This window comes from Synechococcus sp. BL107 (assembly GCF_000153805.1).
Lineage (GTDB): Bacteria > Cyanobacteriota > Cyanobacteriia > PCC-6307 > Cyanobiaceae > Parasynechococcus.
Genome location: NZ_DS022298.1, coordinates 1,266,549 through 1,293,238 on the forward strand (window position 1 = coordinate 1,266,549; position 26,690 = coordinate 1,293,238).

Below are 26,690 nucleotides of genomic sequence, written 5' to 3' on the forward strand. Positions count from 1 at the left end.
GCAACCATGGCTGAACGCTTTAACGCCAACACCTATCCCCTTGGGCCTGGAATCCGTCTGTTGGAAGCCAGTGCTGGGACGGGCAAAACCTTCGCGCTTGCCCATCTCACCCTTCGCTTAATCACCGAGGCGGCTTACCCGCTGGAGACCCTGCTCGTCGTGACCTACACCGAAGCGGCCGCTGAGGAATTGCGATCTCGGATTGGTCAGCGTTTGCAGCAGGCGCTGGTTGGGTTGGAGCAACTGGAGAACGAAACGTTTCCCTCGGCTCCCGACCCGGTCATGGCCGCATGGTGGGAGCAATGCATGGCGTCTTCGGATCGACGCATCAGAATTCGACGGTTGTTGGTGGCACTCGAGCAACTCGACCGGGCTGACATCGCCACCATCCATGGCTTTTGCCGCCGCAGCCTGCGCCGATTAGCCCTCGACAACGGGGCAGCGATCGAACCCCAACTCGAGAGTGATGCGGCGGCGCTTCAGGCAGAGGTGGTGCAACACCTCTGGCAGCAGGAGCTGTTGACCCTCCCCGATGAGCAGTTACAAGGGCTACGGCAACGGGGATTGTCGCCGCAAACATTTGGTGCGGCCTTGGCGCGACTGGATGGAGATCCCCATCCCCGGTTGGCTGGCGATTCGGCACTTGTCGATGGGCTAGCGCCGCTACGTGATCAGCTTCCGTGCTGGATCGAAAGCCTTTGGCATGCGTTCCAATCCCATTGGGAGCGCGATCATGCTGCTCTGGAGTCGGGTTTTCGCGCTGCAGCTGCGCAGTGGAAAGCCCAGGGTTGTGGCTCAACATCGCCTTACAGCGCGAAGCCACGTACGGATCGCTGCGCCGTGATCAACCAATGGATCGCGATGCAAAAGGGTGTGCCGTCGCTGGCTGCGATTGCCTCCGTTGAGAAACCCTTGAAGGAGTATTTCCACCCCGGCAGTTGGTGCCGGATGGCCCGGAAGTGCGGAGAGGACGAGCCCAGTTTGGTGGTGTCGGCACTGCAAACCGCGATTGGTGCCCTTTGGGATGAGCCATTGGAACGGGTATGGCGATATCTGCTGGAGCGTGGTCTTCAGGAATTACGGGAGCGTCGTGCTCGTCGTGGGGCGATCACCTTCGCTGGGTTACTCGCGGCGATGGATCCCGGTGATGGACAGGTGGATTGGCTGGCACCGCTCCAGGAGCGCTATCGCGCGGTGATGGTGGATGAGTTCCAAGACACCGATCCGGTGCAGTGGCGTTTGTTGCAACGGACCTTTGGCGATCGCATCAACCATCTCCTTTTATTGGTTGGCGATCCAAAGCAAGCGATTTATCGCTTTCGTGGCGGCGATCTCGGGACCTACTTAAAAGCTCGTCAACAGGTTGATCGCATCGATCACTTGCTCGATAACTTCCGTGCCACCGCGTCGTTGATGGAGGGATTGAACACATTGATGGCGCCTGGCATGCCTCGCTCTCACTTGGAGATTCCTGCGGTGCGAGCTCAGGCTATTGATCAGGTGTCTCTGAAGACAGCCGCGCTTCAGCTTCTTGAGCTGGAGCTGGATACGCCTGCATCAAGGACGGCATTGGAGCAGCAGTTGCCGCATCAGCTCGCTGCGCTGGTGCTCGAGATTTTGGAGGGTCCTGATCAACCCGACCCTTCTGATCTCTGTGTGCTGGTGAGTCGTCATCAGCAGGCGACGGACCTACGCCGGGCCCTTGGTGCTGCTGGCATCCCCAGTCGGTTGGTCACCCAGGGCGATGTGTTGGAAAGCGAAGCTGCTCTGGTGGTGCAGCGCTTGTTAGATGCCCTGGCAGACCCCGGTGACGATCGTTGTTTGCGGCTGCTGGTGAGCTCCCCGCTCATGAATTGGTCCTTAGAGGCGATGGAGAATGAAGGGGCCCTTGATCAGCTTGCTGAGCAGCTGCGACTTTGGGAACGCGCCTTGCCCAAGCTCGGTCTGATGGGATGTTTGGCCCAACTCCTGGAGGGTCAGCGCACTGCGGATTTGTCCGAACGGGGCCGGATGTTGGGGGACCTGCAGCAGGTGGGTCGATTGGTGCAAGAGGCAATGCACCGGCAGGGATTGGACAGTGCAACTGCAGCGAATTGGCTGCGTCGCGAGCGCTTGCATCCCACAACTCCGGTGCCAGAAGCCCGTCAGCCCCACAGCGACCAAGCCGATCACGCCGTGGCTGTGGTGACTGTCCATCGCAGCAAAGGGCTGGAGTATCCCGTGGTGATCTGTCCCTATCTCTGGCAAGCCCCGCGCCAAGAAAGTGGACCGCTCTGGCGGGAAACGGGCGATGGTCGCTGGTTCATTGCGATCGATTCCCATTGGGGTAAGGGACACCGTGCTGCGCAACAAGCGGCTGACGACGCCATGGCGGAAGCGGAACGGTTGGCCTACGTCGCGATGACCCGTGCCCGCTCCCAGTTGATGGTGGTTTGGGTGCGCTCGACGGGGCAAGAGGGCGCTCCGCTGCCGTGTTGGCTGTTTGGTGCGGACGCCATCGATGACTCGGTGGATCAGTTCAGCGACGACCGCCTCGACTTGGCCCTGAGCGAGCGCGGTGTGTCGCTGTTGCGCCGTGTTTTGCCCGATCCCCTACTGCCATCTCAGCGTTGGCGATCACTGCCGAGCGAGCAGCCGCTCGGCCTTGGAGAAACGCCTGGGCGAATCGATCGCAGCTGGGGACGGGCGAGTTATTCCGCTTGGATCTCAGCGCCTGTGGATCCTGTCGTGCATGAACAAGGTCGAGACCCTGACCCCGGAGCTGAGGAGTGCAGCCTCACCGGATCGGATCTTTGGCCAGAGCAAGGGCCCCTTGCCGATTTCCCTCGGGGGGCGGTGGCTGGAGATTGCTTGCATCGGATTTTTGAGCAGATCCCGTTTCATGCCGCGGAAGCCGACGACCAATGCCCCTTGGATCATTCCAAGTTGGATGGTCTTCGGGAAGCTGTGATCGACGCGGAACTCAGGCGGGCTGGGTTGGATTGCAACCTGCAATCGATGGTGATGGAGGGTCTGGATTATGTACTCAAAACCCCTCTCGGTGGCCCTTTAGAGCAGTTGCAACTCAGCCAATTGGGGCTGAAGCAACGCATCCATGAGTTGAGCTTTGACCTGCCGGTGGGCCATGTGAGCACCAAGGATCTCGTTCAGGCCTTTCGTCGTTCCCCAAACGCACGTTTTGGAGGGCGATACATCGATCACCTCGCCACGTTGGGTGTGAATAGCCGTGGCTTCCTCACCGGCTCGATCGACCTGGTGTTTTGCGACCCCCATCAGTCGCGCTGGTGGGTTTTGGATTGGAAGAGCAATTGGATTGGGGAACGTCGATCGGAGGGCAGTCCGGGCCGATGTGGACCTCGTCACTATCACCAGGATGCGATGCAAGAGCAGATGATTCACCATCACTACCCCTTGCAAGCCCATCTCTACTTAGTTGCCTTACACCGACACTTGCGTTGGCGTCTGCCGGACTACAACCCCGTACATCACCTGGGTGGGTACGTCTATGTCTTTTTGAGGGGGATGCCTGGAGATCAGCTCGTGTCTCTTGAGGACAGCTCAACTGTGGGACCGGGACGTCTTGTGGAACCTGCACCGTTGGAGCGGGTTTTGGCCCTGGATCGTGCCCTGTCTGAGGTTGATCGATGAACAATTCTGGTTGGCCCGCATCCTTTGCTTCTGGCTTGCATGCTGCGCTGGTGCGGAGGATTCCACCAGATCGCAATGGTCCACAGCTCGAGCAGCTCAGCCTTGCCTTGATCGAAGCGCTGGAGCAGGGCAACCTCACGGTGCCGTTGTCTCCCGAACGCGAGCAGCTGGTGCGGCAGAGCGGTTGGCTGGAGGGAGAGGGCTCGCCGTTGGTATTGCAGGGCCAACGGCTGGGTTGGCGTCGTTGGATGCAGGCGATGGACGACGTGGTGGAAGCGCTGGTGGAACGCGCAATGCTGAACGACCTTCCACCTGCTGATCCAAGACCTGTCGATTCACGTTCTACTGATCCAGGTTCTACTGATCTTCCGTCGAGCTTGAACCGTGAGCAACGCGACGCGGTATTGGCCCTGGATCAAGCTTCAGTGGTGTTGATCAGTGGCGGACCGGGTACAGGTAAAACCAGCACCGTCGTGGAATTGTTGGCGCGGGTGCAGTTCCATCATCCCGATCTGCGTATGGGGCTGGCCGCACCCACGGGCAAGGCGGCTCGACGCTTGGGCGATGCGGTCAGCCCTCGGCTCCAGGGGTTGCCATGCGGCACATTGCACCGCTGGCTTGAGGCTGGAGCCCATGGATTTGCTCGTAACACGGAGCGACCGCTGGAGCTGGATCTCTTGGTGATCGATGAGATGTCGATGCTTGATTTGGCATTGATGCAAGCGCTGCTATCTGCACTTCCTCCGCGCTGTCGTTTGGTGCTGGTTGGTGATCCGGCTCAATTGCCACCCGTGGGGAGTGGTGCGGTATGGCATCGCTTACAGCAATCCGATGTCAGAGAGCGATTTGGAATGGGTGCCATTCACCTCAAGCAGACGTATCGCAACCGTGGAGCTGTCGCTCAACTGGCTAGTGCCTTAAGGGATGGTGGGATCGATGCGTTTCAGGGGAGTCTGGCTGGGCTGGATGCCGAGGCGAATGTTCGGATTCACCGCGAATCCTCTCGCCGGTTGCCATCTTTGATTCGCAAGCATTGGCAAGCGCATCACCGCCAACTTCAGAAGTTGGCGGAGGGCCTTCTTGAATGTTCAGACGCGGAGTTGAGCGCACAGGCGAAGCCCCTGCTGGCAGCTCTGGAGCAAAATTTGGTGCTGTGTCCCCGCCGCCGTGGGCCTTGGAGCTTGGAGGATGTGCATCGCTCGTTGTTGGGGGAGGTCATTGCAGAGGATCCCCGCCGTTGGCCCAGTGGCCTGCCGGTGATTTGTGGTGGGAACCAGCCTGAATTAGGCCTGGCCAATGGAGATCTGGGAATCACGGTTGGAGCAGGCGACCAGAGCCGTTTGTTGTTTCGGGTGGCGACGGACGAAGGAGGTGTGGACGTGAAGCGTTTACATCCGGCACGCTTGCGACGTCTGGAGCCAGCGGTGGCGCTCACCATTCATCGCGCCCAGGGAAGTGAGGCCGATGCGGTGTATGTGCTGTGGCCACAACCGCTGGATTCCTCGGATGGGTCTGACCACGATTGCCGTCTTCTCTATACGGCAATCACACGGGCCCGTGTCAGCCTGGATTTAATGATCGTGCCGTGATGCGCGTTGATCGACCCTGGGGTTGGTACGAACACTTGCTGTCGGGTGACGGTTACAAGGTGAAGCGGCTTTTGGTGTTCAAAGGCCAGCAATTGTCGTTGCAGCGGCATCAGTATCGCAGTGAAAGTTGGACTGTCGCTTCAGGCGATGGGTTGCTCTTGTGCAATAACGAATGGGTTGAAGCACATCCCGGAGTCATGCTGACGATCCCAGTTGGCGCAGTGCATCGAGCGAGAGGAGGGCAATGTGATTTGGTGATTATTGAGGTTCAACATGGTGATGATCTTCGGGAGGAGGACATCGAACGATTGCAGGATGATTACGGCAGGGTGATAGCTTGAGCGCCAACCTTTGAAGCGTAGGCAACACAACCGGATTGCAATCTGTTGGATTGTTGGGAGGTTGTGAGCCTGATTTCAGAGATCAATCAGGCCCACCTTCCATGACTGAACAGCAGCAGCAGCACGAGGATCCCTCGTGCGCAGTTGATCTTTCCGTATCTGCATTGCCAGAAGACAAAAAAGAAGACGATCAAGAAGAAGTTCTCACCACCACCATCGAGGCATCCACAACCGAGGTCATGCCCGATGTGGTCAAAGCAGAGCCTCAATCCGGATTTGATGGTTTTGGCTTCAGCGAAGCTCTCCTTAAAACTCTTGCAGAGAAGGGCTATAGCGATCCTTCACCGATTCAAAAGGCAGCCTTTCCTGAACTGATGTTGGGCCGCGACCTTGTGGGTCAGGCTCAAACCGGTACCGGTAAGACAGCGGCCTTTGCACTGCCTTTGCTGGAGCGTCTCGAGAGTGGTCGGAAGACGCCCCAGGTGCTGGTGCTGGCTCCCACAAGGGAGTTGGCAATGCAGGTGGCTGATTCCTTCAAGGCCTATGCCGCGGGTCATCCCCACCTCAAAGTTTTGGCTGTTTACGGCGGCACGGATTTCCGCTCCCAAATCAGCACGTTGCGTCGGGGCGTTGATGTGGTGGTGGGAACGCCGGGCCGCGTGATGGATCACATGCGCCAGGGCACCCTCGATACCTCCGGGCTCACCAGTTTGGTGCTCGATGAAGCGGATGAGATGTTGCGTATGGGCTTCATCGACGATGTCGAGTGGATTCTTGAGCAGCTGCCCAAGGAACGGCAGGTGGTTTTGTTCTCAGCAACGATGCCTCCCGAGATCCGTCGCTTGTCGAAGCGCTATCTCAACGATCCAGCTGAAGTCACGATCAAAACCAAAGATCAAGACGGAAAGCTGATCCGCCAGCGGGCGATCACCGTGCCGATGAGCCACAAGCTTGAGGCCTTGCAACGGGTTTTGGATGCTTGCGGGGGGGAGGGTGTGATCATTTTTGCTCGCACCAAAGTGATCACATTGACGGTTGCTGAAACCCTCGAGGCTGCAGGGCATCAGGTGGCAGTTTTAAACGGCGATGTTCCCCAAAACCAACGGGAACGCACTGTTGAACGCTTGCGCAGCGGTTCTGTTGACATTTTGGTGGCCACGGACGTGGCGGCTCGCGGATTGGATGTGGAGCGGATTGGTCTTGTGATCAATTACGACATGCCTTTCGATAGCGAGGCCTATGTGCACCGCATCGGTCGGACAGGTCGGGCAGGCCGCACCGGTGAAGCCGTGTTGTTCATGACCCCGCGGGAACGTCGGTTCATTCGCAATCTCGAGCGAGCAACTGGTCAACCGATCGAACTGATGGAAGTGCCCGGTAATACGGCGATCAACCAGGGTCGCTTGGATCGATTGCGGAAGCGACTCAGTGAAGCGGCCAACGGTGTGGCTGCCAATTCGGATGAAAGCGCACTCATCCAAGAATTGATGCAGCGCGTGGCGACGGAGCTGGAACTCACGCCAGAACAGATTGCCTTGGCAGCTCTCAACCTGGCCATTGGTCCCAATGGCCTGTTGCGTAAAGGAGATGACGACTGGATTCAGAACACCCAGAGGCTGGACCGTGATCGGGGAGATCGTGGAGAACGCCGTGAGCGTCGGACCGACCGACCGGCACGGGCTCCTGAGGAAGATATGCAGCGCTATCGCGTTGCTGTTGGTCACCGTGATCGGGTTAAACCCGGCAATCTTGTCGGTGCAATTGCCGGTGAAACCGGTTTACAAGGTCGCTCGATTGGTCGGATTCAAATCTTTGACAACCACAGCCTTGTGGATCTCCCTAAGGGCATGCCTGAAGACATCTTCAATAGTTTGCGCACCCTTCGTGTGATGAATCGTGAGTTGCAAATCACCCAAGATTCCTGATGATTTCGGTTCTCATTGCCGGTTTGATTGCTGCAACTCCGGTGACGAGCCAAGACAATAATTTGCTCAAAAGTTTTTGTCTTACTGCGTTCCAAGCGGCCATGGCACAAGCTGGAGAAACCCCACCTCCAGGAATGGGTGAGGAAACTTGCAGTTGTTTCCTCGATGAGATTGCTGGCGGTGCGGGGATCGACACAGCTCGCGACACGTGCAAGCGGCGTGCTGCCGCTAATTACAAATCTGAGTCCTGACGTGCTGTCAGGACTCGCAGACCTGCGCTGTGAGGGTGGTTTGGCTTAGGGCGATCCGCTCCACCGCTTGAATCAGTTCAGTCTGAACTGAAGGAATGCATTGGGGAATCAGGGTGTTGAGCAGAATCACCCGGTCGGCATCATGGAGCTCGCCGTCGGATGTCCATCGCAGGGACTGGAGGTGAAGGATTGCCATCGTGCTCCTTTCGTCAGGATCTGCTGACAATGGAGCCAATTGTTCGAATTCGCTTTGCTCTTCGGAATTGCTTTTGTTTTTTGTGTTGTTCCGTGCGATAGCCCTGTAACGTTTGAGGGTTAACGCCTGACCACCGGCCCATTTCGACTTCGTTTTCGGAACCGGCTCACGCGCTCGATTTCATTCACGGTTCCACGGTCCATGACCATCTACATCGGCAATCTCTCGTTCCAGGCCGAACAAGAGCATCTTTCTGATCTGTTTGCCGAGTACGGCGAAGTGAAAAATTGCAGCCTTCCCCTCGACCGTGAAACGGGCCGTAAGCGAGGTTTCGCTTTCGTGGAGATGGTCAACGATGCCGACGAGCAAAAGGCCATCGATGACCTTCAAGACGTGGAGTGGATGGGCCGCATGATTCGCGTCAGTAAAGCCACCCCGCGGGAACGCTCTGGTGGTCCCCGTGGTGGCGGCGGTGGTTATCGCGATTGAGCGTTAAGCCTGGCTTTCGAGTAGCTCCATCAAAACGTCTTGGTGGCTAAGGCGATCAAGCTGGTTTCGGCGTTGATCAACACCACTGTTGACCATGTCCCCGAGCTGATTTGATTGGGGCAAAACTGCTTTGAGTCCATGGCGCTTTTGACGCGCCAGGTATCGGTGAAAGCGGTTGAACGACCTGGAACGGTTCATTGCAACTCCTTCGGTTGTTCTCCCGTTGTACACCCACTTTTGCGTTGAAAACCGTGGTGAAGACAACTCTCAGCGAAGCTTCCGTTCAAGCCGCTCCGTTGAGACGTCTGATTCGTCATCTCGAGCCCCAGCGTCGCTTGGTCTTTGCGGCGATGAGTTGTTCGATTCTCAACAAGCTGTTTGACCTTGCTCCACCAGCCCTGATTGGTCTGGCAGTGGATGTTGTAGTTCGTGGGCAGCAATCACTGCTTGCTGGCTATGGCATTCAGACGGTGTCGCATCAGCTGTGGGTGCTTGCTTTTCTCACTTTTGTGATCTGGGCTGCCGAATCGATTTTTGAGTACCAGTACGACGTTCTTTGGCGCAACCTGGCGCAGAGCACCCAACACAGCTTGCGCCTCGAGGCCTACGACCATCTGCAAAAGCTTGAGCTGGCGTTTTTTGAGCACGACAGCAGTGGTCGTTTGCTCTCCGTTCTCAACGACGACATCAACCAACTCGAGCGTTTCCTCGACCGTGGTGCGAATCAGATCTTGCAGCTGATCACCACCGTTTCGGTGGTTGGGATTGGGATGGTGGTGGTGGCCCCTGAAGTGGCATTGTTCGCCTTTCTACCGATCCCCGTGATCCTGTGGGGGTCGCTGCGGTTTCAACGCCAGCTCGCTCCCCGCTACCGCGAGGTTCGCGCTCGAGCCGGAGATCTTTCAGCTCGCTTGGCGAACAATTTGGGCGGGATGCTCACGATTAAAAGTTTTACGGCCGAGCCGTTGGAACTGGCGCGGTTACGTAAGGAAAGCGAGGCCTATCGCGATAGCAATGCCAAGGCCATTCGCCTGTCTGCGGCATTCATTCCGTTGATTCGCTTTGCGATTCTGTTTGCCTTCCTCGCCATTCTTCTGATTGGTGGCTTTCAGGCTGTTGCTGGTCAGTTAGCGGTTGGCACCTACAGCGTTTTGGTATTCATCACCCAGCGCCTTCTTTGGCCGCTTACGGCCTTAGGTCGCACCCTCGATGAGTATCAGCGTTCCATGGCCTCAACCCAGCGGGTGCTGGATCTCATTGATGCTCCCGTCATCATTCATGGTGGCTCTGTTGCCTTGCCCACCGCTGATGTGCGCGGTGACCTGAGGTTTGAAGATGTGCAATTCGCCTACGTCGGGCGTGAGGCGTTGCTCCATGGTTTCAATCTCACGGTTCCAGCCGGCACGACCCTCGGCATCGTTGGCTCCACGGGGTCTGGCAAAAGCACGGTGGTGAAACTGTTGCTGCGCCTTTATGAGCATTCCGCAGGCCGCATTCTTTTGGATGGCCATCCGATTGAGTCTCTGCGGTTGGACGATTTGCGCCGCTCAATTGCCTTGGTGAGTCAAGACATCTACCTCTTTCACGGCACGGTGGCTGAAAATATTGCCTATGGGATGGTTGATCCTCAGCCCGATGCGATTGAGCGGGCGGCACGGTTGGCGGAAGCTGCTGGATTTATCGATGGATTGCCACAGGGCTACGACACGTTGGTGGGCGAGCGGGGACAACGCTTGTCGGGTGGTCAACGCCAGCGGATTGCCCTAGCGCGCGCCATTCTTAAAGATGCTCCAGTTCTTGTGCTGGATGAAGCCACCGCAGCGGTCGATAACGACACGGAGGCAGCGATTCAGCGGTCGTTGGAACGCATCACGCAAAATCGCACCACCGTGGTGATTGCCCATCGCTTGAGCACCGTGCGCCATGCCGATCGGATCGTGGTGATGGAGAACGGAACGATCGTGGAGCAGGGTTGTCATGACGAATTGCTTGCCGTGGGCGGGGTTTATCAAAACCTTTGGCAGGTGCAGGCGGGTGAACGGCTCTTCGCTTCCTGAACAGGGCGTTGTGTCCAAGGGATAGGGGGAGCATGCTGGCGGTCTGATCGGCAACAAATCGATGGCCATGCAGGCATCGGTGGAGCACGTCTTCCACCATCCACTTGGAGTTTTTGCCCTCCTGGTTGCCATCAGTGCAGCCATTCCACCGTTGATTCGGCGGGTGGGCCTACCTGACTTGGTGGGATTGCTGGCAGCAGGGATTTTGGTGGGTCCTCATGCCTTGGGCTGGGTGGATAGCGGCAGTGAAACCGTGCGGTTGTTGTCCGATCTCGGCGCGGTTTATTTGCTGTTCACGATGGGGTTGGAGATCGACCTGGAGGAGTTCAACCGGGTGAAGCGTCGATCGTTCATTTATGGCTTGTTGATTCTGCTGATTGGGATTGGTACCGGCGTCACGATTGGCCTTTTGGCAGGCTTTGCCTCGGTGTCGTGCCTGCTGCTCGGCGCCCTGATGGCCACCCATACGCCGTTGGGCTACCCGATTGTGCGCAGCTACGGCGCCCAAAAAGATGAGGCGGTGGTGGTGAGTGTGGGCAGCACAATCTTCACCGACATCGTGGCCCTTTTGTTGCTGGCTGTGGGCTTGGGTTTAGGCCAGGGCAACCTCAGCGGCATGGATCTCAGCTTGTTGTTGTTGCGGATTGGTGGTTTTGCACTGCTGGTGGTTGTCGCGATTCGGTGGTTGGGCCGACGCCTCATTTTGCGGGGAATTAACGACGAGAACAGGATGGTGCTCGCGGTGATGGTGGCTCTTTTTCTCGCCTCTCTTGGCGCTGAGTTGGCCGGCGTTGAAAAAATTGTGGGTGCGTTTTTGGCGGGGTTGGCGGTGAACTCCGTCTTGCCAGAAGGGCGTGTGAAAGAACAGGTGATCTTCCTCGGCGGTGTGCTGTTTATTCCGATCTTTTTCATCGATCTGGGCTTGTTGTTAGACCTCGGCAGCCTTGGTGAGAGCTTCAGGGATTTTCGCTTCACCGCTTTGATGCTCGTGGGCGCTATTGGCGGCAAGGGTCTGGCGTCGTGGATCAGTGGCAAGTTGTTTGGTTATCGGCGGCCCCAGATCCTGATGATGTGGTCGCTCACGATGCCGAAGGTGGCGGCAACCTTGGCGACGGCTTTTATTGGCTATCAGGCTGGACTGCTGAACCAGACGGTGCTTAATAGCGTGTTGGCCGTCATGGTGGTGACGGCCACCTTGGGGCCGATCCTGACGGAACGCTCGGTGCAGCGGCTCATGGATGCTCCGCTTGGCATGGTCCCCACCAGTTTTGGGGAGGAAGCAGCGGTTCTGGATGGGGTGAGTGAGGTTGTGCAACGGCCGCTGCGAATTGTTGTGCCGGTGGCGAACCCAGGCACGGAACAGGGGTTATTGGGGATGGCGGCACGCTTGGTGCGGGGTTCTGCGGGGGGGGAAGGCTTGTTGTTGCCGTTGGCGCTGGTGAATCCCAGCCTTGAAGAATTGCGGGGTGGCCTCACGCGTGCGGTGGCCGCGGCTCGGGGCCGTCTTGCGACAGCCGAGGCGATTGGCACTGAGCTTGCCGTGCCAACCCGAACATTGCTGCGTCTGGATGAAGACATCCCCGGCGGGATGAGTCGGTCGGCGTTGGAGCAAGGTGCCGACTTGTTATTGATCGGAGCTGGTCGTACTGATCAACTGCGGGCTTGGCTGATGGGAGACATCGTGGATGGTGTCTGTCGCACCGCCCATTGCCCGGTTGTTGTGGTGAATGTGGGACGAGAACCCGAACAACCTTTGGGACGGATTTTGGTGCCGATTAAGGATCTTTCTGCCAGCGCTCGTGAACAGTTTGAGTTGGCCTTACGTGTGATTCATTCCGCTCCAAATTTACATCGAACGCGGATCACTTTGCTGCACGTCCATGATCCTCGGTCTGATCATCAAGATCGAACCTGGATGGAAGAACAACTGATTCGTTGGCGACCAGCTGCTATCCCGGCAGAGCGCTTTCACACGGTATTAGTTCGAGGGCCTGGCATCGATGGAGCCATACATCGCCTCAGTCGCGAGCATGATTTGGTGATTTTGCGAACGCAGCGCCGACGCGTGGCCGGCCTTCCGATTCCAGGCAGCGATCGCACGAGCAAGCTCATTAAGCAGTTGCCCTGTGCATCAATGGTGATAAGCGATCCAGTCACTTAAGGCGATAATATCGTTTTTTCTTATTTATTTTGACTCATATATCGCTTGAGGAAAGATATTTAATTGCAGCAAGTGAGCGCCCTGACGATGAACTAGTGATCTTTTTCGGTGATCTGGCTCAAATCAAGAGGTTGAGTGAATGCGTCACACGGTTGCAAAGATCCTGCACTTTTGGCCAGCGCTCTTCATTGGTGCTGGTGGCCAGGGTGTAGAGCCTTCCGCGATCCACAACCACTGTGGCGAGTTCATGCCGGTCGCGATCCTCTAAGTGCACCGCATATTCCAGGTCGTAGAAGGTGTGGCCGTTCACTTCGCGCTCCCCAGCCTCGACCAATTCAGCGGTTCGGCCGCTACCGGCGGTCGCGATCACTTCGCGGCGCAACCGTTCGCCAACGGCAACAGCGCTGCCCAGTTCGGTGAGATCGTTGTTTTCGTCCACCGTGTTCACCATCAGACTCACGGTTTCATCGCTGTGGATGAGGTCGTGAAAGACCACCCGCGGTCCATTGCTTACCTGAACCTGGGTCCACCCCGTTGGGTAGAGGAAGGCGAAGCGGCCATCGGGGCTTTGGTACGACTGCAGCCCTGCAGTCGGTCCTGCAGCGCAAGCCCCCAACGTGAACGCCAGCGCGAGGCAGGCGATCAAGCGGGTGAGCGATCGGAGCAGCCGCATCAGAACCAGAACAAGTTCAACCATTCTGCCTAGAGTTGCCCCCAGTAGCGCCAGATTCCTGAGCGGCTTCACTCGACCGTTGGCGCGGCTGATCGATCAGTTCCAGCGACTGCCTGGTATTGGACCGCGCACGGCGCAACGCCTCGCCCTGCATCTACTGAATCAGCCCGAAGATCAGGTTCAACAATTTGCCGATGCTTTATTGGCAGCCCGCTCTCAAGTCGGCCAGTGCCAGAGCTGTTTTCATCTTTCGGCCGATCCCCTCTGTGAGATCTGCAGCAAACCAGAGCGCAACAACGGGTTGATTTGTGTGGTGGCTGATTCCCGCGATTTGTTGGCCTTGGAACGCACACGGGAGTTCAAGGGTCGCTATCACGTGCTCGGTGGTTTGATTTCGCCGATGGATGGCATCGGCCCAGAGCTGCTTCATATCAAGCCTTTGATCGAGCGCATTGCTAAGGATGGGATCACCGAGGTGATCCTGGCGCTGACGCCCAGTGTTGAAGGGGACACCACAAGCTTGTATTTGGCACGTTTGATCAAGCCCTTTTGCCCTGTCAGCCGGATCGCCTATGGCTTACCGATGGGCAGTGAACTCGAATATGCCGATGAGGTCACCCTCAGTCGGGCCTTGGAAGGGCGGCGCCCCATGGATTAATCGTGTGTGCCCCCGCAGATCGGCTTCCAATTCCCTTTTGGCTCACCAGACTGATTGCATGTGGTGATTTGAGATGAGTCAATACAGCTCGATTGCGCCTGCTGAACGGCTGCCGGAGTGGTTGCGTCGACCCATTGGCAACGCCTCGCAATTGGAGCGCGTCCAGGGCTTGGTTAAGGAGAATCGCCTGCATACGATTTGCGAGGAAGGGCGCTGTCCGAACCGTGGTGAGTGCTACGCGGCCGGAACAGCAACGTTCTTGTTGGGCGGCTCGATCTGCACCCGCAGCTGCGCCTTCTGTCAGGTGGACAAGGGCCGTGCGCCGATGGCTGTTGATCCTGCGGAGGCGGAACGAGTGGCTGATGCCGTGGAGTCCATGGCTCTTCGCTATGTGGTGCTCACGGCCGTTGCCCGTGATGACCTTTTCGATCACGGCGCCAGCCTCTTCACCAGCACGATGGCTGCGATTCGGGCCCGTAACCCGTTGATTGCGATCGAAGTGCTCACTCCTGATTTTTGGGGCGGTGTTGCGGATGCCGATCGTGCCGTGGCAGCCCAACGGGAACGTCTCAGCACGGTGCTTGCGGCTGAGCCGGTTTGCTTCAACCACAACCTCGAAACGGTGGAGCGGTTGCAAGGCGAGGTGCGACGTGGAGCCACCTATCAACGCTCGTTGGCTCTGCTCGCCGCATCCCGTGAGCTCGCCCCCTCCACCCCAACCAAATCTGGGTTGATGTTGGGTTTGGGTGAAACGCGAGAGGAAGTGATCGCTGCGATGCACGATCTTCGTGCTGTGGATTGTCAGCGCCTCACCCTTGGCCAATATTTGCGGCCTTCCTTGGCTCACTTACCCGTGCAGCGCTATTGGACTCCCGAGGAATTCGATGAGCTGGGGGCAGTGGCCCAATCGCTGGGGTTTGCCCAGGTGCGCAGCGGCCCTTTGGTGCGCAGCAGCTATCACGCTGCGGATTGATCCCAGCCACGAATGCTGCGTTGCAGCACGGTCTCCACGCTCCCCGTCATCAACGCTCCGGCTCCTCCCCAGATCATCCGGAGCGGCAAATCCCATAGCGCTGCTTCCACCTCCCGCACGGTGTTGAAGCCCCGTTGTTCGAAATACCGCCTGAGGCGTCGGTGCTGGCGCTCGTCATCCCGGATCGCGAGGAGTCGGGCTTGGCGGCAGGGAGTCTTCTCCATGGCCCAGGCCATCGTCGCTGCCCAAATCAAATCCCCAACTCCCACCGATCGGGAGGGAATCACCCGCATCGTGTCGAGTTGCAGGCCTTTTTCGGCGTTGTAAGCCCAGCCCTTCATCTCACCCAATAGCTGGATCCGCGACGCGTCGATCGGACGCGCAACGACGACACGCAAACTCCACTGGCCCAGCGGACGACCGACCTGCAATCGCAGCAGCAAGCCCCGGTCGCGGGCCCGGGCTTCTAGGTGCTCAAGCATCAGGCTCGGGACTGATCGATCCATCATCACCGCTGTAGTTCGTTCGATTGAGGAACTGGTTAGGAATCACTGCTGTAGGGAGTGATCGAACGCACCGCTTCGATGGGGAGGGGGCCGTAGAGATGGGGAAACAGTTCCCCGGTGGGGATGGCATCGGCCCGAAGTGGGCTGTTTAGCCGTATTGGATCGATCTCCAACAGCACAATCTCCCCTGCATCGGCGTAGAAGCGTTCAAAGGTTTTCGGCACCTGCTCTTGCCATGAGCAGTGGATGAATCCCACCTCGGTCAAGCGCATACCTCGGGTCGACCATTGATACGTACCGGAGTCTTGAGCTTGCTCCCAGTCGCCCTTGAGAGCGAGGTGGAAAAGGGGTTGATCCACGGGTACGGCGATGGCATCGGCCGGAAATAAAGGCTGTAACCCCCTTGAACACCAGGGGTCGGCGCGTTGCATCAAGCGTTCGAAGCTGGGATCGTCCAGAAACCGTTGCAGCCATTCGCGCAGGGGCGCCAGCTGCCCATTGGCTTCAAATGCGTCGGGGTCGGCAAAGCGCCACTGGCGCACAAATGGCCATAGGGCAGCATCCGCCAGGGAGATAACCGGTCCGAGCAGCCAAGGGTTCTGCTCAAGGCGTTGGCTCCAGTCCGCGAGGATGCGCAGCCCAGCATCACGATGTTCTTCTCGGCTTTCACCGGGGTAGCGGTCGATGTATTTGAACCGATCCAGATGGCGTTTGAACACCCCGTCGTTCTGCGCGATCAAGGCCGATGCATCAGCGGCGCGGAGTACCCCGCGGGGGTCGGCTTGCGCCAGGGCCCAGCGCATGACGGCTTCACTTTCGTCGATCACCGTGCCATTGGGCAGCACCAACACCGGCACCGTGCCCTTGGCTGAGCTCTCCAACATCTCAACTGGTTTGTGCTTCAGTTCGATTTCTCGCCAATGCACGATCAGGCCCGCCTCGAGCAAGGCCCATCGGGCCCGCATGGCGAAGGGACACCGGCGGAAGCTGTAAAGGATTGGCAGCACGGATGGATGGGTCGTTAAGGGAACCAAGTAGGGCTATCGCTCAAAGCGACTTTTGATCGAACTGCTGTTGTCGCATCGAAAAGCGGGCACGGTCCGCATCGCTGAAGCGTTCTACGCAATGGATGCACTGCACGCCTTTGATGTAGCTCGGATCGGCTCGGTCGCTTGGGGAAAGGGGAACACCACAGGCATGGCACAGGCTGTGCACTCCTGGTTCCAGCTGATGGTTGAGGGCAACGCGTTGGTCGAAGACAAAACACTCCCCTTGCCAACGGGTTTGTTGTTCTGGGACCTCCTCGAGATATTTGAGGATGCCGCCGCGGAGGTGGTGCACCTCACCAAATCCATGGCTTTGTAGGTAGCTGCTTGCTTTTTCGCAGCGGATGCCCCCGGTGCAAAACATGGCGATTCGTTTCGGTGGTTGGTTGTTTAGGAGGGGGCGCAAGCTGGCCTCTGCCCATTCGGGGAAGTCTCGAAAGCTATCGGTGCCCGGGTCTAGTGATCCCTCAAAGCTGCCGATGGCTGTTTCGTAGCTGTTGCGGGTGTCGATCACCAGGGTGTCGGGATCATCAACGAGAGCGTTCCAGTCTTTGGGATCCACGTAGGTGCCAACGCTTTGCTTTGGGTTCACGCTCGTGACCCCCATCGTGACAATTTCTTTTTTCGCTCTGGCCTTAAAACGACGAAACACGGCTTGGTCAGCCCAGCTGCGTTTCACTTCCAGCCGCTCAAAATGCTCGCCACCGAGGGCGATGGATTCACGGAGGTTCTCCAATAACGCTTCAACCCCCAAGGCAGGGCCGCTGATCGTGCCGTTCACCCCTTCATGGGCCACCAGGATCGAACCCACAACACTGTTCTTACTTGCCAGCGTCGGCAGGTTGATAAGGAGCGATTCGCGCTGCTGTCCATTCAGCGGCGTGAAGGCATAAAAGGCAGCAACCTGCAGCCGATTCATGCTGCTGTTCAACAGGGTCTTTGGCAACTTAAAGCACGTTGTCTGGGTACTTTGCTCAGGTTGATGCGGGAGCTTGGCTCACCAAAGAATTGGGGTTGTTTTGCCAGTTGGCTTGCACTCCGGCATCGGCCAGCAACCGACGATCAGCCTCCACATCGGGGTTTCCAGTGGTGAGCAAGAGGTCGCCGTAAAAAATTGAATCAGCCCCCGCTTGCAAGCAGAGAATTTGCGCTTCCCGACTCAACTGCTCGCGTCCCGCACTCAAGCGAACCCGGGCGTGCGGCATCAAGATTCGCGCGGTTGCCACCATGCGAACCAATTCAAGTGGTTCAAAGGGTTGTTGGGCTTCGAGGGGCGTTCCTTCCACGGCCACCAGCCCGTTCACCGGAACACTCTCTGGATGGGGGTTCATGCTCGCCAACACCTGCAGCATTGAGGCTCGATCTCGGAGGGTTTCACCCATACCGATGATTCCACCGCTGCAGAGCGTCACGCCTGCCTTACGCACCCGTTGAAGCGTCTCCAAGCGGTCTTCATACGTCCGTGTCGAAATGATTTTGTCGTAGTGCTCTGGGCTTGTGTCGAGGTTGTGGTTGTAGGCGGTGAGGCCGGCTTCGGCGAGCCGTCCGGCCTGATCGTCGGTGAGCATTCCTGCGGTGACGCAGGCTTCCATGCCCATGCCTCTTACACCCCGCACCATTTCCAACATCGCTTCAAACTGAGCGCCATCGCGAATTTCGCGCCAAGCCCATCCCATGCAGAACCGATCGGCCCCAGCCTGCTTTGCGGCGCGGGCCCGCTCCAGTACAGGCTCTACCCGCATTTGGGCTTCAAAGGCTGAAACGTCGCTGCTGTTATGGATCGATTGCGAGCAGTAGGAGCAATCCTCTTCGCATCCTCCTGTCTTCACGCTCAAGAGGGAGGCGAGTTGAACGCGGTAGCCAGGGTTGGCGTCCCGATGCACGGTTTGGGCTTGCCATAACAAATCCATCAGCGGCAATTCCAGCAGCGTTTGGATCTCTTCGGTGGTCCAGTCGTGACGGATCGGAATGGTCATGGTGTGATCGGATCAAGCCCACCGAAACGGCGGTTGCGCCCTTGGTAGTCCAGTAGAGCTTGTTTCAGGACATCTGCGTTGAAATCAGGCCAAAACACATCAGTGACGTGGATCTCGGCGTAGGCCAACTGCCAGAGCAAAAAGTTGCTGATTCTGTATTCACCGCTGGTGCGGATCAGAAGATCTGGGTCTTGATCTCCGGCGGTGAAAAGCTCCCGAGCAAAGCTATTTTCGTCGATTGCTTCTGGATCGATCGTTCCAGATGCTGCTTGTTTGGCAAGGCGTTGGGCTGCTCGTACCAATTCGCGACGGCCTCCGTAATTGGTGCAAACGTTGAAATGGATACCAGTATTTTTCGCAGTTCGCTCCGTAGCGTCGTCGATCAGCACTTGCAATTTCTCTGGCAGTCCATCCAGATCACCAAGGAAGCGAATCCTCACTTGTTCGTCTTCCAACGACCGCAATTCGCTCTGAAGCACCCTCTCAAACAGGGTCATCAGAAAATTCACCTCATCACCGGGACGGGACCAATTTTCTGTTGAAAAGGCATAGGCGGTGAGCGCTCCGATGCCCCAATCGCTGCACTGCCGCAGAGTTGACTTCAGGGCCTCAACCCCGGCGCGATGGCCAACCACCCTTGGCAATCCTTTGGCCTTTGCCCAACGTCCGTTGCCGTCCATGATCACAGCAACATGGGCTGGTAACCGAGCCGGATCGAGCTCCGGCGGGCAGAGCGATGAAGCTGTGAGATAGGTGCTCGTGGCCGGGGTTCGGCTCAAGTCAGCGAATCGGATGATGAGGTACCCACGGTACGCCTCGCTGGCTGCCGGGACTCTGTGTTGCTGAACAGTTCCCTCAGCAATGTCTCCAAGCGGCTGCTGGTGATTGGACGTTCGAGCTTTCCCTGATTGGCCAAGGACAGAGTTCCAGTTTCCTCAGACACCACGATGCAAATACAGCGATCGAAGCGTTCTGTGATCCCAAGAGCTGCGAGGTGCCTTGTCCCGTAACGACTCACGCTGTGACGCGATAGAGGAAGGATCACTCCCGCTGATTCAATGCGATTACCACGCACCAGAACGGCTCCGTCATGGAGTGGAGTGTCCGCGGCAAAAACGTTCAGCAACAACTCACGACTGAGTTGGGCGCCAATGGCGACACCTGGATTGAGAAAATCTTCCGGTCGCAGGTCGCTGCCCAAATCCACCACGATGAGGGCTCCCCGTCGCTGCTGGGAGAGCCGCCCTGCGGCTTCGGTGAGCTGAGCAATCGTGCCTTCTGCAGCTTTAAATTCCTTTTGTGGATTTCCCAGCAGGACAGCGAGCCGCCCCGTCCCAAGAAGTTCCATCAAGCGGCGCAACTCCCCTTGCCAAAGGATGGCCAGGGACAAGGAACATGCCAAGACCAACGCGTCCACCAATTGGGTGGTGAGTGGAAGGTTGGCGAAGCGCTGAACAAACCAGGCTGTCGCAACAAGAAAAAGGTATCCCCTAAGCAACCAAAGGGTTCGTGCTTCACGAACCCTGGACAGCATTAGAAATCCAATGGCAGAGGCGAACAGAACGTCGAGGACAATGCGCAGATTTTCCTCCGCGAAAACGTCCAACCTCTCCAGACTCCCCTCTCCCTTTAACGTACCTCGTGGAACCGTTGCGGCAGCACGTCGTAGCGCAGCAGATCATCCGGCTGCTCTCGTTTCTGCACCAGTTCTGCAGCGCCGTCGTGAACAAGCACGGCCGCTGGTCTTGGAATGCGGTTGTAGTTCGAGCTCATCGAAGCGTTGTAGGCGCCGGTTGCGAACACCGCGATGACATCTCCGCTTTTGGTGCTGGGAAGAGGGAGATCTTTCAGTAAGACATCGCCCGACTCACAGTGTTTACCGACGAGATTGACGGTTTCATCTGCTTCGGCCAACGGGCGATCAGCAACGCAGCAGGTGTAGAGCGATTGATAGGTAATCGGCCGTGGGTTGTCACTCATGCCGCCATCAATAGCCACGTAGGTGCGAATGCCGGGAATCGTTTTTCTTGAGCCAACGGTGTACAACGTCACCCCCGCCGTGGCGACTAAGGATCGGCCTGGTTCACACATCAGCCGGGGTAAGTCGAGGCTCCGTGCTTGGCACGCGGCAATCACCGCTTCGGCGACGACTTGCACCCAGCGGTCGATGCTTGGTGGATCGTCGGATTTCACGTAGCGGATGCCGAGTCCGCCCCCCACATTGAGATCTTCGACGGGATGTCCGAGGTCTCGGGCCAGTTTGAGGGCATCGGCCATCACTGCAGCAAGGTCGCGGTGGGGCTCGAGTTCAAAAATTTGTGAGCCGATGTGGGCATGCAAGCCCGTCAACCGGGCCCAGGACTGACCAATCAAACCGCGCAGGACGGGTTCCACCTGGTCGGGATCAAAGCCAAATTTGCTGTCGAGGTGCCCCGTACGGATGTATTCGTGCGTGTGGCATTCGATGCCGGGGGTGAAGCGCAACATCAACCGAACGGGATTGCCGTCTTTGGGAATGAGGGCTGAGAGGCGGTCGAGGTCGTGCTGGTTGTCCACCACCACGGTCACGTTGTTGTTGTACGCAAGCAGCAGCTCTTCATCCGATTTGTTGTTGCCGTGCAACACCATCCGATCGCCCGGCATGCCGCCGCGGAGCGCGGTGAGCAACTCTCCGGCGGATACGGCATCGAGTCCGAGGCCTTCGGACGCCACCAAGCTGCTCATCACGAGTGAGCTGTTCGCTTTTGAGGCATAAATCGGTAACGAAGGCCCGGGGTAATGACGCTTCAACGCATCGCGGTAGGCACGACAGGTGCTGCGCAGGGTCTGCTCATCCAGCACATAAAGAGGAGTGCCATAGCGCTGGGCGAGATCACTGAGGAGACAGTCGCCCACGATCAGCCGATCGTCGGCATCCAACGATGTTGTTAAGGGGGTGAGATTTCGGTTGGGACTCTCCGGATCCAGATTCGCCTCATAGGGCCTTGCATTGGTGATGGTCTGGGTCACGGATGTTGGGCAGAGGAAGGCAATGTAGGAATTGATCCCGAACCCGTTGGTTCTGGTATGGCCGTTATCACACTTGACCCATCGTGGTTGGCCGATTGCTTGGCCCTCGATCGTTCTGCTCTTCAGGGGCTTTGGACCAAGGAGCAATGGCGCCGCGAATTGGAGGATCCAAGACGCCTATGCCTTGGCTGGACCGAAGCCAAGACCTTGTTGGGTGTGGCCTGTGGCTGGCTTGTCGCTGATGAGTTGCATATCACGTTGATTGCCGTTGATCCGTCCGTGAGGCGTCGAGGCCATGGCAAACGTTTGTTGTCGGCTCTGTTGCAACAGGCACGGCAACAGGGCGCTATTCACGCGACTCTTGAAGTAGGGACTAACAACCTTGCTGCCATAGCGCTTTATGCAAATGGTGGATTTCAATCTGCTGGCACACGTCTCAAGTACTACAGCGATGGAAGCGATGCCCTGATTCAGTGGTGTCGGATCAACGCTTCAAATAGCTAAATATCGATTATTTTTGTTGTTCGGTTTCCCGTCTTCGACAGTCAAAGAAACCGCCCATTTTTTCGACTTGGTTGATACTTTTGTGCTGTAAAAACCCAGTCGTGGACAAGCAGGTTGATGTTTGGAATGATTCTTCACAGGTGACACCAAGTCCTGATAGCTTGGTGTCATCTTCACATCGGCCTAGCGATGTTCGAACGGTTTACCGAAAAGGCCATCAAGGTGATCATGCTGGCCCAAGAGGAGGCTCGAAGGCTTGGTCACAATTTTGTTGGCACCGAGCAAATTCTGCTCGGCTTGATCGGCGAAGGCACGGGTGTCGCCGCCAAAGTTTTGAAGTCCATGGGCGTCAACCTCAAAGATGCTCGGATTGAAGTTGAGAAAATTATTGGGCGTGGATCGGGTTTTGTAGCGGTTGAGATTCCCTTCACACCCCGTGCCAAACGTGTCTTGGAGCTTTCTTTAGAAGAAGCTCGTCAACTCGGTCATAACTACATCGGCACCGAGCATCTCCTTCTTGGCCTGATTCGCGAAGGCGAAGGTGTGGCTGCTCGCGTACTGGAAAATCTGGGTGTCGACCTTGCGAAGGTTCGGACTCAGGTGATTCGCATGCTCGGTGAAACCGCTGAAGTCACCGCTGGTGGTGGTGGCAGTGGTGCGAAGGGGTCCACCAAAACCCCAACCCTGGACGAATTTGGAAACAACCTCACCCAACTGGCTACTGAGTCGAAGTTGGACCCTGTGGTCGGTCGTCACAACGAAATCGATCGTGTGATTCAAATTCTTGGTCGCCGCACCAAAAATAATCCGGTCCTAATCGGTGAACCTGGGGTGGGTAAAACCGCAATCGCAGAGGGCTTGGCCCAGCGCATTCAGCAGGGGGATATCCCAGACATTCTGGAAGACAAGCGGGTGCTGACTCTGGATATCGGCCTGTTGGTTGCCGGCACGAAGTACAGAGGTGAATTTGAGGAGCGCCTCAAAAAGATCATGGAGGAGATCAAATCCGCCGGAAATGTGATCCTGGTCATCGATGAAGTCCATACCTTGATTGGTGCGGGTGCCGCTGAGGGTGCCATCGACGCCGCCAACATCCTTAAGCCAGCACTTGCTCGAGGCGAGTTGCAATGCATTGGTGCCACAACCCTCGACGAATACAGAAAACACATCGAGCGAGATGCAGCTTTAGAACGTCGTTTTCAGCCAGTCAATGTTGGAGAGCCCTCCATCGATGACACCATCGAAATTTTGAGGGGGTTGCGTGAACGCTATGAGCAACACCACCGCCTCAAGATCACTGATGAGGCGTTAGTTGCTGCCGCAACACTTGGCGATCGTTACATCTCGGATCGTTTCCTACCAGACAAAGCGATCGATTTGATTGATGAAGCTGGGTCCCGGGTTCGCTTAATGAATTCAAAACTTCCTCCTGAAGCGAAGGAAGTGGATAAGGAATTGCGGACCGTCCAAAAGGATAAAGAGGATGCTGTTCGCGATCAAGATTTTGCCAAAGCTGGTGAATTGAGAGAAAAAGAAGTGGAGTTGCGCGAAAAAATTCGTGCGCTGATGCAAACCAGCCGTTCGTCGTCGGAGGAAGCGTCATCCGACGAATCTGCCGTAACGACTCCAGCTGTTGTCGACACCACTCCCATGGTGAGCGAAGAAGATATTGCCCACATTGTGGCCTCGTGGACCGGCGTTCCTGTTCAGAAACTCACGGAAAGTGAGTCTGTGAAGTTGCTCAATATGGAGGAAACTCTCCACCAACGTTTGATTGGACAAGATGAAGCCGTCAAGGCCGTTTCGAAGGCCATTCGACGTGCACGCGTTGGGTTGAAAAATCCAAATCGTCCCATTGCGAGCTTCATTTTCTCGGGTCCAACGGGTGTTGGTAAAACCGAACTCACCAAGGCCCTAGCGACTTACTTCTTTGGCAGCGAAGAAGCAATGATTCGCTTGGACATGTCGGAATTCATGGAGCGCCATACGGTCAGCAAGTTGATTGGTTCCCCCCCGGGATACGTGGGCTTCAACGAAGGTGGGCAACTCACCGAGGCCGTTCGCCGTCGTCCTTACACAGTTGTGCTGTTCGATGAAATCGAGAAAGCGCATCCCGATGTGTTCAATCTCTTGCTCCAGCTTCTTGAAGATGGTCGCCTGACCGATTCAAAAGGTCGCACAGTCGACTTCAAAAACACATTGGTCATCATGACTTCGAACATTGGTTCGAAGGTGATTGAAAAAGGAGGCGGTGGCCTTGGTTTCGAATTCTCTGGTGAAAGTGCTGAAGATTCTCAATACACAAGGATTCGTTCCCTTGTGAATGAAGAACTCAAGCAGTATTTCCGCCCTGAGTTCTTGAACCGCCTCGACGAGATCATTGTCTTCCGCCAACTCAACCGAGAGGAAGTCAAAGAGATCGCCGAGATTATGCTCAAAGAAGTGTTTGGCCGCATGGGAGAGAAAGGCATCACCCTCACCGTGTCGGATGCCTTTAAAGAGCGTTTGGTTGAAGAGGGCTACAACCCTGCCTACGGCGCTCGTCCGCTTCGCCGAGCCGTGATGCGTTTGCTCGAAGATTCCCTTGCTGAGGAAGTTCTGACGGGTCGCATCAAAGATGGTGATCACGCAGAGGTTGACGTCGACGAGAACAAAAAAGTTGTCGTCCGCCACATGGGCCGTGTTGAAGCGCAACCCGAGTTGGCAGGTGCTGCCGTCTGATGTTGTCGCCCATTTCTTCCCAGGCCATTGCCCCTGCAACATTGTTGAGGGGGCAAGGAGCTTGGGATGAAGCTCTTCCTCGTTTACCTCAGCTGTGTCAGCGACCTCTTTTGTTGGGTCGTTCAATGGCCACAAAAATCCTGCGAGACCAACTCAGCAGCGATCTAGAGGCCGTTGGTCTTACGGTCACAGCCGCAAATCTTCGATTTGATTGTTGTGAAGTCGATCTTCATCGTCTTGCCGGTGAAGCCCAAACCTGTGATGCAATTTTGGCTGCCGGTGGTGGAAAAGTTCTTGATGCAGGAAAGCTGCTTGCTCACCGCTTAAAGCTTCCTTGCATCACGGTTCCATTGAGCGCTGCCACCTGTGCAGGCTGGACAGCATTGGCCAATCTCTACACCCCCGATGGTGCATTCCAGAGGGATGTTGCGTTGGATCGTTGTCCTGAGTTATTGGTGTTTGACCACGCTTTCATACGCCAAGCACCCCAGCGAACGTTGGTCAGTGGAATCGCAGATGCACTCGCTAAGTGGTACGAAGCATCGGTCAGTAGTGCAGATAGCAGCGATGGTTTGGTCCAGCAAGCCGTGCAAATGGCACGGGTGTTGCGCGATCAATTGTTGATCGATAGTCCCCTTGCGATCGAAGATTCCGCTAGTGCTGCTTGGGAACGCACCACTGAAGCCTGTGGCTTAACGGCAGGGGTCATGGGAGGACTCGGCGGTGCTCGCTGCCGCACCGTCGCAGCCCATGCCGTGCATAACGGCCTGACCCAACTCCCCGCATGCCATCACGTCCTGCATGGAGAAAAAGTGGGATTTGGAATTCTTGTGCAACTGCGTTTAGAGGAGCATCTTGGCGACAACCGCCTTGCTGCTCAGGCCCACCGTCAGCTCAAGCCCGTTCTAAAGAGTCTTGGTCTTCCCGTATGCCTTGATGATTTGGGTCTCGCGAACGTCACCGCTAGCGAGCTCCAAACCGTGTGTGAATTTGCCTGTCAAGACGGTTCCGATCTTCACCATCTGCCTTTTAAGGTGACTCCTGACGCGCTGCAAGACGCTTTGGTCGGACTGTCTGAACGCAGCCCAGTGCGATCTTGAAACGTCTTTTAGAAGAGCTTCGCTCAGGCTTATTGGATCCTCAAGCCGGTGCCCTTACGGATACCGTCGAATGGTGGTCGCTTCCGTCCTTAGGCGTTGAAGATCCCTTCCCTGTAGCGGTTTTGGGAGAGGGTGAGCCCCTGCTTCTCCTGCACGGTTTCGACAGCAGCTTTTTGGAATATCGGCGCTTGGCACCGTTGTTGTCCGGTCGTTTTCAACTGATCATTCCGGATCTATTTGGATTTGGTTTTTCGCCTCGACCCCTCACCGCCAACTACGGCACTGAGCCGGTGATGCTGCATTTGGAGGCTCTTCTAAACAAGTTGCCGTCAGCGAGACCTGTATCGGTGATTGGTGCATCAATGGGAGGCTCGGTGGCCGTGGAATTGGCCCGTCGTGTGCCCCAGCGGGTGCGATCACTCCTGCTGCTTGCCCCCGCTGGATTGTCGGGTCGACGCATGCCGGTGCCGCCCTTACTCGATCGTTTTGGCGCTTGGTTTTTGAGCCGGCCAGGAGTGCGGCGTGGTCTATGTCGACAGGCCTTTGCTGATCCCGACGCCTCGGTGGGAGCCGCGGAAGAACAAATTGCTTCACTGCATCTTCAGTGCCCCGGCTGGGCCGAAGCGTTGGCAGCCTTTGCTCGCAGCGGAGGATTCGCTGGCAGTGGGATCCCTTTACCGTCCCAACCTCTCCATGTGATCTGGGGTGCGCAGGACAGAATCTTGCGGGAACCGCAAAAACGGGCTGCCCTTGAGATTTTGGCTGAGCCGGTGGAAACGTTTGAAGCCTGTGGTCATTTGCCGCACCTCGATCACCCCCAACGCGTTGCCGAGCGCTGCCTTACCTTTTTTGACCATGGCTGACCCT

The 26,690-nt window shown here is 57.0% G+C and carries 24 protein-coding genes; 14 read left to right on the plus strand and 10 right to left on the minus strand.

Features of this window, described 5'->3' with window-relative positions:
- The first annotated feature begins 6 nt into the window (after positions 1 to 6).
- The 5 genes from BL107_RS06635 (at position 7) to BL107_RS06655 (ending at position 7,754) form a co-directional block, all read left to right on the plus strand.
- Complete coding sequence (locus BL107_RS06635) at positions 7 to 3,648, plus strand: UvrD-helicase domain-containing protein (RefSeq protein WP_037988838.1); 3,642 nt, start codon at positions 7 to 9, stop codon at positions 3,646 to 3,648.
- On the plus strand, positions 3,645 to 5,237 hold the full coding sequence (locus tag BL107_RS06640) for an ATP-dependent RecD-like DNA helicase (protein WP_009789519.1): 1,593 nt from the start codon (positions 3,645 to 3,647) through the stop codon (positions 5,235 to 5,237). The genes BL107_RS06635 and BL107_RS06640 overlap by 4 nt, the downstream gene beginning before the upstream one ends.
- A complete protein-coding gene (locus BL107_RS06645; protein WP_009789520.1) occupies positions 5,237 to 5,578 on the plus strand; it encodes a phosphomannose isomerase type II C-terminal cupin domain in 342 nt (113 codons plus the stop codon). The genes BL107_RS06640 and BL107_RS06645 overlap by 1 nt, the downstream gene beginning before the upstream one ends.
- Positions 5,579 to 5,679: 101 nt before the next feature.
- Complete coding sequence (locus tag BL107_RS06650; RefSeq protein ID WP_009789521.1) at positions 5,680 to 7,503, plus strand: DEAD/DEAH box helicase; 1,824 nt, start codon at positions 5,680 to 5,682, stop codon at positions 7,501 to 7,503.
- The gene (locus BL107_RS06655; RefSeq protein WP_009789522.1) at positions 7,503 to 7,754 is read left to right on the plus strand and encodes a hypothetical protein; all 252 of its coding nucleotides are present in this window, start codon (positions 7,503 to 7,505) and stop codon (positions 7,752 to 7,754) included. Before BL107_RS06650 ends, BL107_RS06655 begins: the two co-directional genes overlap by 1 nt.
- A gap of 7 nt (positions 7,755 to 7,761) precedes the next feature.
- On the opposite strand, the gene BL107_RS06660 is transcribed toward BL107_RS06655, so the two are convergent.
- Complete coding sequence (locus BL107_RS06660; RefSeq protein WP_009789524.1) at positions 7,762 to 7,950, minus strand: hypothetical protein; 189 nt, start codon at positions 7,948 to 7,950, stop codon at positions 7,762 to 7,764.
- 201 nt (positions 7,951 to 8,151) lie between these two features.
- Here BL107_RS06660 and BL107_RS06665 point away from each other — a divergent pair, with 201 nt between their 5' ends.
- The gene (locus tag BL107_RS06665) at positions 8,152 to 8,439 is read left to right on the plus strand and encodes an RNA-binding protein (protein ID WP_009789525.1); all 288 of its coding nucleotides are present in this window, start codon (positions 8,152 to 8,154) and stop codon (positions 8,437 to 8,439) included.
- 3 nt (positions 8,440 to 8,442) lie between these two features.
- On the opposite strand, the gene BL107_RS06670 is transcribed toward BL107_RS06665, so the two are convergent.
- Positions 8,443 to 8,637 carry a hypothetical protein gene (locus BL107_RS06670; RefSeq protein ID WP_009789526.1) on the minus strand — a complete coding sequence of 65 codons (195 nt, stop codon included), beginning with the start codon at positions 8,635 to 8,637 and terminating at the stop codon, positions 8,443 to 8,445.
- A gap of 44 nt (positions 8,638 to 8,681) precedes the next feature.
- On the opposite strand from BL107_RS06670, the gene BL107_RS06675 reads away from it, so the two are divergent.
- The gene (locus BL107_RS06675) at positions 8,682 to 10,496 is read left to right on the plus strand and encodes an ABC transporter ATP-binding protein (RefSeq protein ID WP_009789527.1); all 1,815 of its coding nucleotides are present in this window, start codon (positions 8,682 to 8,684) and stop codon (positions 10,494 to 10,496) included.
- Between the two features lie 61 nt (positions 10,497 to 10,557).
- Entirely contained in the window at positions 10,558 to 12,657 is a 2,100-nt protein-coding gene (locus BL107_RS06680; protein ID WP_009789528.1) for a cation:proton antiporter, read from the plus strand.
- 118 nt (positions 12,658 to 12,775) lie between these two features.
- On the opposite strand, the gene psbP is transcribed toward BL107_RS06680, so the two are convergent.
- The gene (gene psbP, locus BL107_RS06685; protein WP_009789529.1) at positions 12,776 to 13,354 is read right to left on the minus strand and encodes a photosystem II reaction center PsbP; all 579 of its coding nucleotides are present in this window, start codon (positions 13,352 to 13,354) and stop codon (positions 12,776 to 12,778) included.
- A 55-nt stretch (positions 13,355 to 13,409) separates the two neighbouring features.
- Here psbP and recR point away from each other — a divergent pair, with 55 nt between their 5' ends.
- Both recR and lipA read left to right on the plus strand, forming a co-directional pair.
- On the plus strand, positions 13,410 to 13,988 hold the full coding sequence (recR, locus tag BL107_RS06690) for a recombination mediator RecR (RefSeq protein ID WP_009789530.1): 579 nt from the start codon (positions 13,410 to 13,412) through the stop codon (positions 13,986 to 13,988).
- A 73-nt stretch (positions 13,989 to 14,061) separates the two neighbouring features.
- The gene (gene lipA, locus BL107_RS06695) at positions 14,062 to 14,961 is read left to right on the plus strand and encodes a lipoyl synthase (RefSeq protein WP_009789531.1); all 900 of its coding nucleotides are present in this window, start codon (positions 14,062 to 14,064) and stop codon (positions 14,959 to 14,961) included.
- Here the strand turns inward: lipA and BL107_RS06700 are convergent.
- From BL107_RS06700 to lysA, 7 genes are read right to left on the minus strand one after another with little or no spacing between them, the layout of a single operon-like run.
- A complete protein-coding gene (locus BL107_RS06700; RefSeq protein WP_037988842.1) occupies positions 14,946 to 15,443 on the minus strand; it encodes a hypothetical protein in 498 nt (165 codons plus the stop codon). The genes lipA and BL107_RS06700 overlap by 16 nt on opposite strands.
- A 59-nt stretch (positions 15,444 to 15,502) precedes the next feature.
- Complete coding sequence (locus tag BL107_RS06705; RefSeq protein ID WP_009789533.1) at positions 15,503 to 16,474, minus strand: DUF952 domain-containing protein; 972 nt, start codon at positions 16,472 to 16,474, stop codon at positions 15,503 to 15,505.
- Positions 16,475 to 16,514: 40 nt separating this feature from the next.
- The gene (locus BL107_RS06710; protein ID WP_037988221.1) at positions 16,515 to 17,432 is read right to left on the minus strand and encodes a rhodanese-related sulfurtransferase; all 918 of its coding nucleotides are present in this window, start codon (positions 17,430 to 17,432) and stop codon (positions 16,515 to 16,517) included.
- Positions 17,433 to 17,487: 55 nt separating this feature from the next.
- Positions 17,488 to 18,489 (minus strand): biotin synthase BioB, encoded by a 1,002-nt coding sequence (gene bioB / locus BL107_RS06715; RefSeq protein WP_009789536.1) that lies wholly within the window; start codon positions 18,487 to 18,489, stop codon positions 17,488 to 17,490.
- On the minus strand, positions 18,486 to 19,268 hold the full coding sequence (locus BL107_RS06720) for an isoprenyl transferase (protein ID WP_009789537.1): 783 nt from the start codon (positions 19,266 to 19,268) through the stop codon (positions 18,486 to 18,488). Before BL107_RS06720 ends, bioB begins: the two co-directional genes overlap by 4 nt.
- Complete coding sequence (gene cdaA, locus BL107_RS06725) at positions 19,265 to 20,095, minus strand: diadenylate cyclase CdaA (RefSeq protein ID WP_009789538.1); 831 nt, start codon at positions 20,093 to 20,095, stop codon at positions 19,265 to 19,267. Before cdaA ends, BL107_RS06720 begins: the two co-directional genes overlap by 4 nt.
- A gap of 23 nt (positions 20,096 to 20,118) precedes the next feature.
- On the minus strand, positions 20,119 to 21,498 hold the full coding sequence (lysA, locus tag BL107_RS06730; RefSeq protein ID WP_009789539.1) for a diaminopimelate decarboxylase: 1,380 nt from the start codon (positions 21,496 to 21,498) through the stop codon (positions 20,119 to 20,121).
- Between the two features lie 57 nt (positions 21,499 to 21,555).
- On the opposite strand from lysA, the gene BL107_RS06735 reads away from it, so the two are divergent.
- The 4 genes from BL107_RS06735 to BL107_RS06750 all read left to right on the plus strand — a co-directional run bounded on the left by BL107_RS06735 (position 21,556) and on the right by BL107_RS06750 (position 26,686).
- On the plus strand, positions 21,556 to 22,002 hold the full coding sequence (locus BL107_RS06735; protein WP_009789540.1) for a GNAT family N-acetyltransferase: 447 nt from the start codon (positions 21,556 to 21,558) through the stop codon (positions 22,000 to 22,002).
- Between the two features lie 189 nt (positions 22,003 to 22,191).
- The gene (locus BL107_RS06740; RefSeq protein ID WP_009789541.1) at positions 22,192 to 24,723 is read left to right on the plus strand and encodes an ATP-dependent Clp protease ATP-binding subunit; all 2,532 of its coding nucleotides are present in this window, start codon (positions 22,192 to 22,194) and stop codon (positions 24,721 to 24,723) included.
- A complete protein-coding gene (locus BL107_RS06745; protein WP_037988223.1) occupies positions 24,723 to 25,823 on the plus strand; it encodes an iron-containing alcohol dehydrogenase family protein in 1,101 nt (366 codons plus the stop codon). Before BL107_RS06740 ends, BL107_RS06745 begins: the two co-directional genes overlap by 1 nt.
- Complete coding sequence (locus BL107_RS06750; protein WP_009789543.1) at positions 25,820 to 26,686, plus strand: alpha/beta fold hydrolase; 867 nt, start codon at positions 25,820 to 25,822, stop codon at positions 26,684 to 26,686. The genes BL107_RS06745 and BL107_RS06750 overlap by 4 nt, the downstream gene beginning before the upstream one ends.
- The last annotated feature ends 4 nt before the right edge of the window (positions 26,687 to 26,690 follow it).

Bases quoted from the DNA above. Each gene is read 5' to 3' on its own strand.
- BL107_RS06640 (WP_009789519.1), top strand. From the start codon at position 3,645: ATGAACAATTCTGGTTGGCCCGCATCCTTTGCTTCTGGCTTGCATGCT.
- BL107_RS06655 (WP_009789522.1), top strand. From the start codon at position 7,503: ATGATTTCGGTTCTCATTGCCGGTTTGATTGCTGCAACTCCGGTGACG.
- BL107_RS06745 (WP_037988223.1), top strand. From the start codon at position 24,723: ATGTTGTCGCCCATTTCTTCCCAGGCCATTGCCCCTGCAACATTGTTG.
- BL107_RS06740 (WP_009789541.1), top strand. From the start codon at position 22,192: ATGTTCGAACGGTTTACCGAAAAGGCCATCAAGGTGATCATGCTGGCC.
- psbP (WP_009789529.1), bottom strand. From the start codon at position 13,354: ATGGTTGAACTTGTTCTGGTTCTGATGCGGCTGCTCCGATCGCTCACC.
- BL107_RS06650 (WP_009789521.1), top strand. From the start codon at position 5,680: ATGACTGAACAGCAGCAGCAGCACGAGGATCCCTCGTGCGCAGTTGAT.
- BL107_RS06680 (WP_009789528.1), top strand. From the start codon at position 10,558: ATGGCCATGCAGGCATCGGTGGAGCACGTCTTCCACCATCCACTTGGA.
- BL107_RS06700 (WP_037988842.1), bottom strand. From the start codon at position 15,443: ATGCTTGAGCACCTAGAAGCCCGGGCCCGCGACCGGGGCTTGCTGCTG.
- BL107_RS06735 (WP_009789540.1), top strand. From the start codon at position 21,556: ATGGCCGTTATCACACTTGACCCATCGTGGTTGGCCGATTGCTTGGCC.
- BL107_RS06665 (WP_009789525.1), top strand. From the start codon at position 8,152: ATGACCATCTACATCGGCAATCTCTCGTTCCAGGCCGAACAAGAGCAT.
- BL107_RS06710 (WP_037988221.1), bottom strand. From the start codon at position 17,432: ATGAATCGGCTGCAGGTTGCTGCCTTTTATGCCTTCACGCCGCTGAAT.
- bioB (WP_009789536.1), bottom strand. From the start codon at position 18,489: ATGACCATTCCGATCCGTCACGACTGGACCACCGAAGAGATCCAAACG.
- BL107_RS06660 (WP_009789524.1), bottom strand. From the start codon at position 7,950: ATGGCAATCCTTCACCTCCAGTCCCTGCGATGGACATCCGACGGCGAG.
- lipA (WP_009789531.1), top strand. From the start codon at position 14,062: ATGAGTCAATACAGCTCGATTGCGCCTGCTGAACGGCTGCCGGAGTGG.
- BL107_RS06635 (WP_037988838.1), top strand. From the start codon at position 7: ATGGCTGAACGCTTTAACGCCAACACCTATCCCCTTGGGCCTGGAATC.
- BL107_RS06670 (WP_009789526.1), bottom strand. From the start codon at position 8,637: ATGAACCGTTCCAGGTCGTTCAACCGCTTTCACCGATACCTGGCGCGT.
- BL107_RS06645 (WP_009789520.1), top strand. From the start codon at position 5,237: ATGCGCGTTGATCGACCCTGGGGTTGGTACGAACACTTGCTGTCGGGT.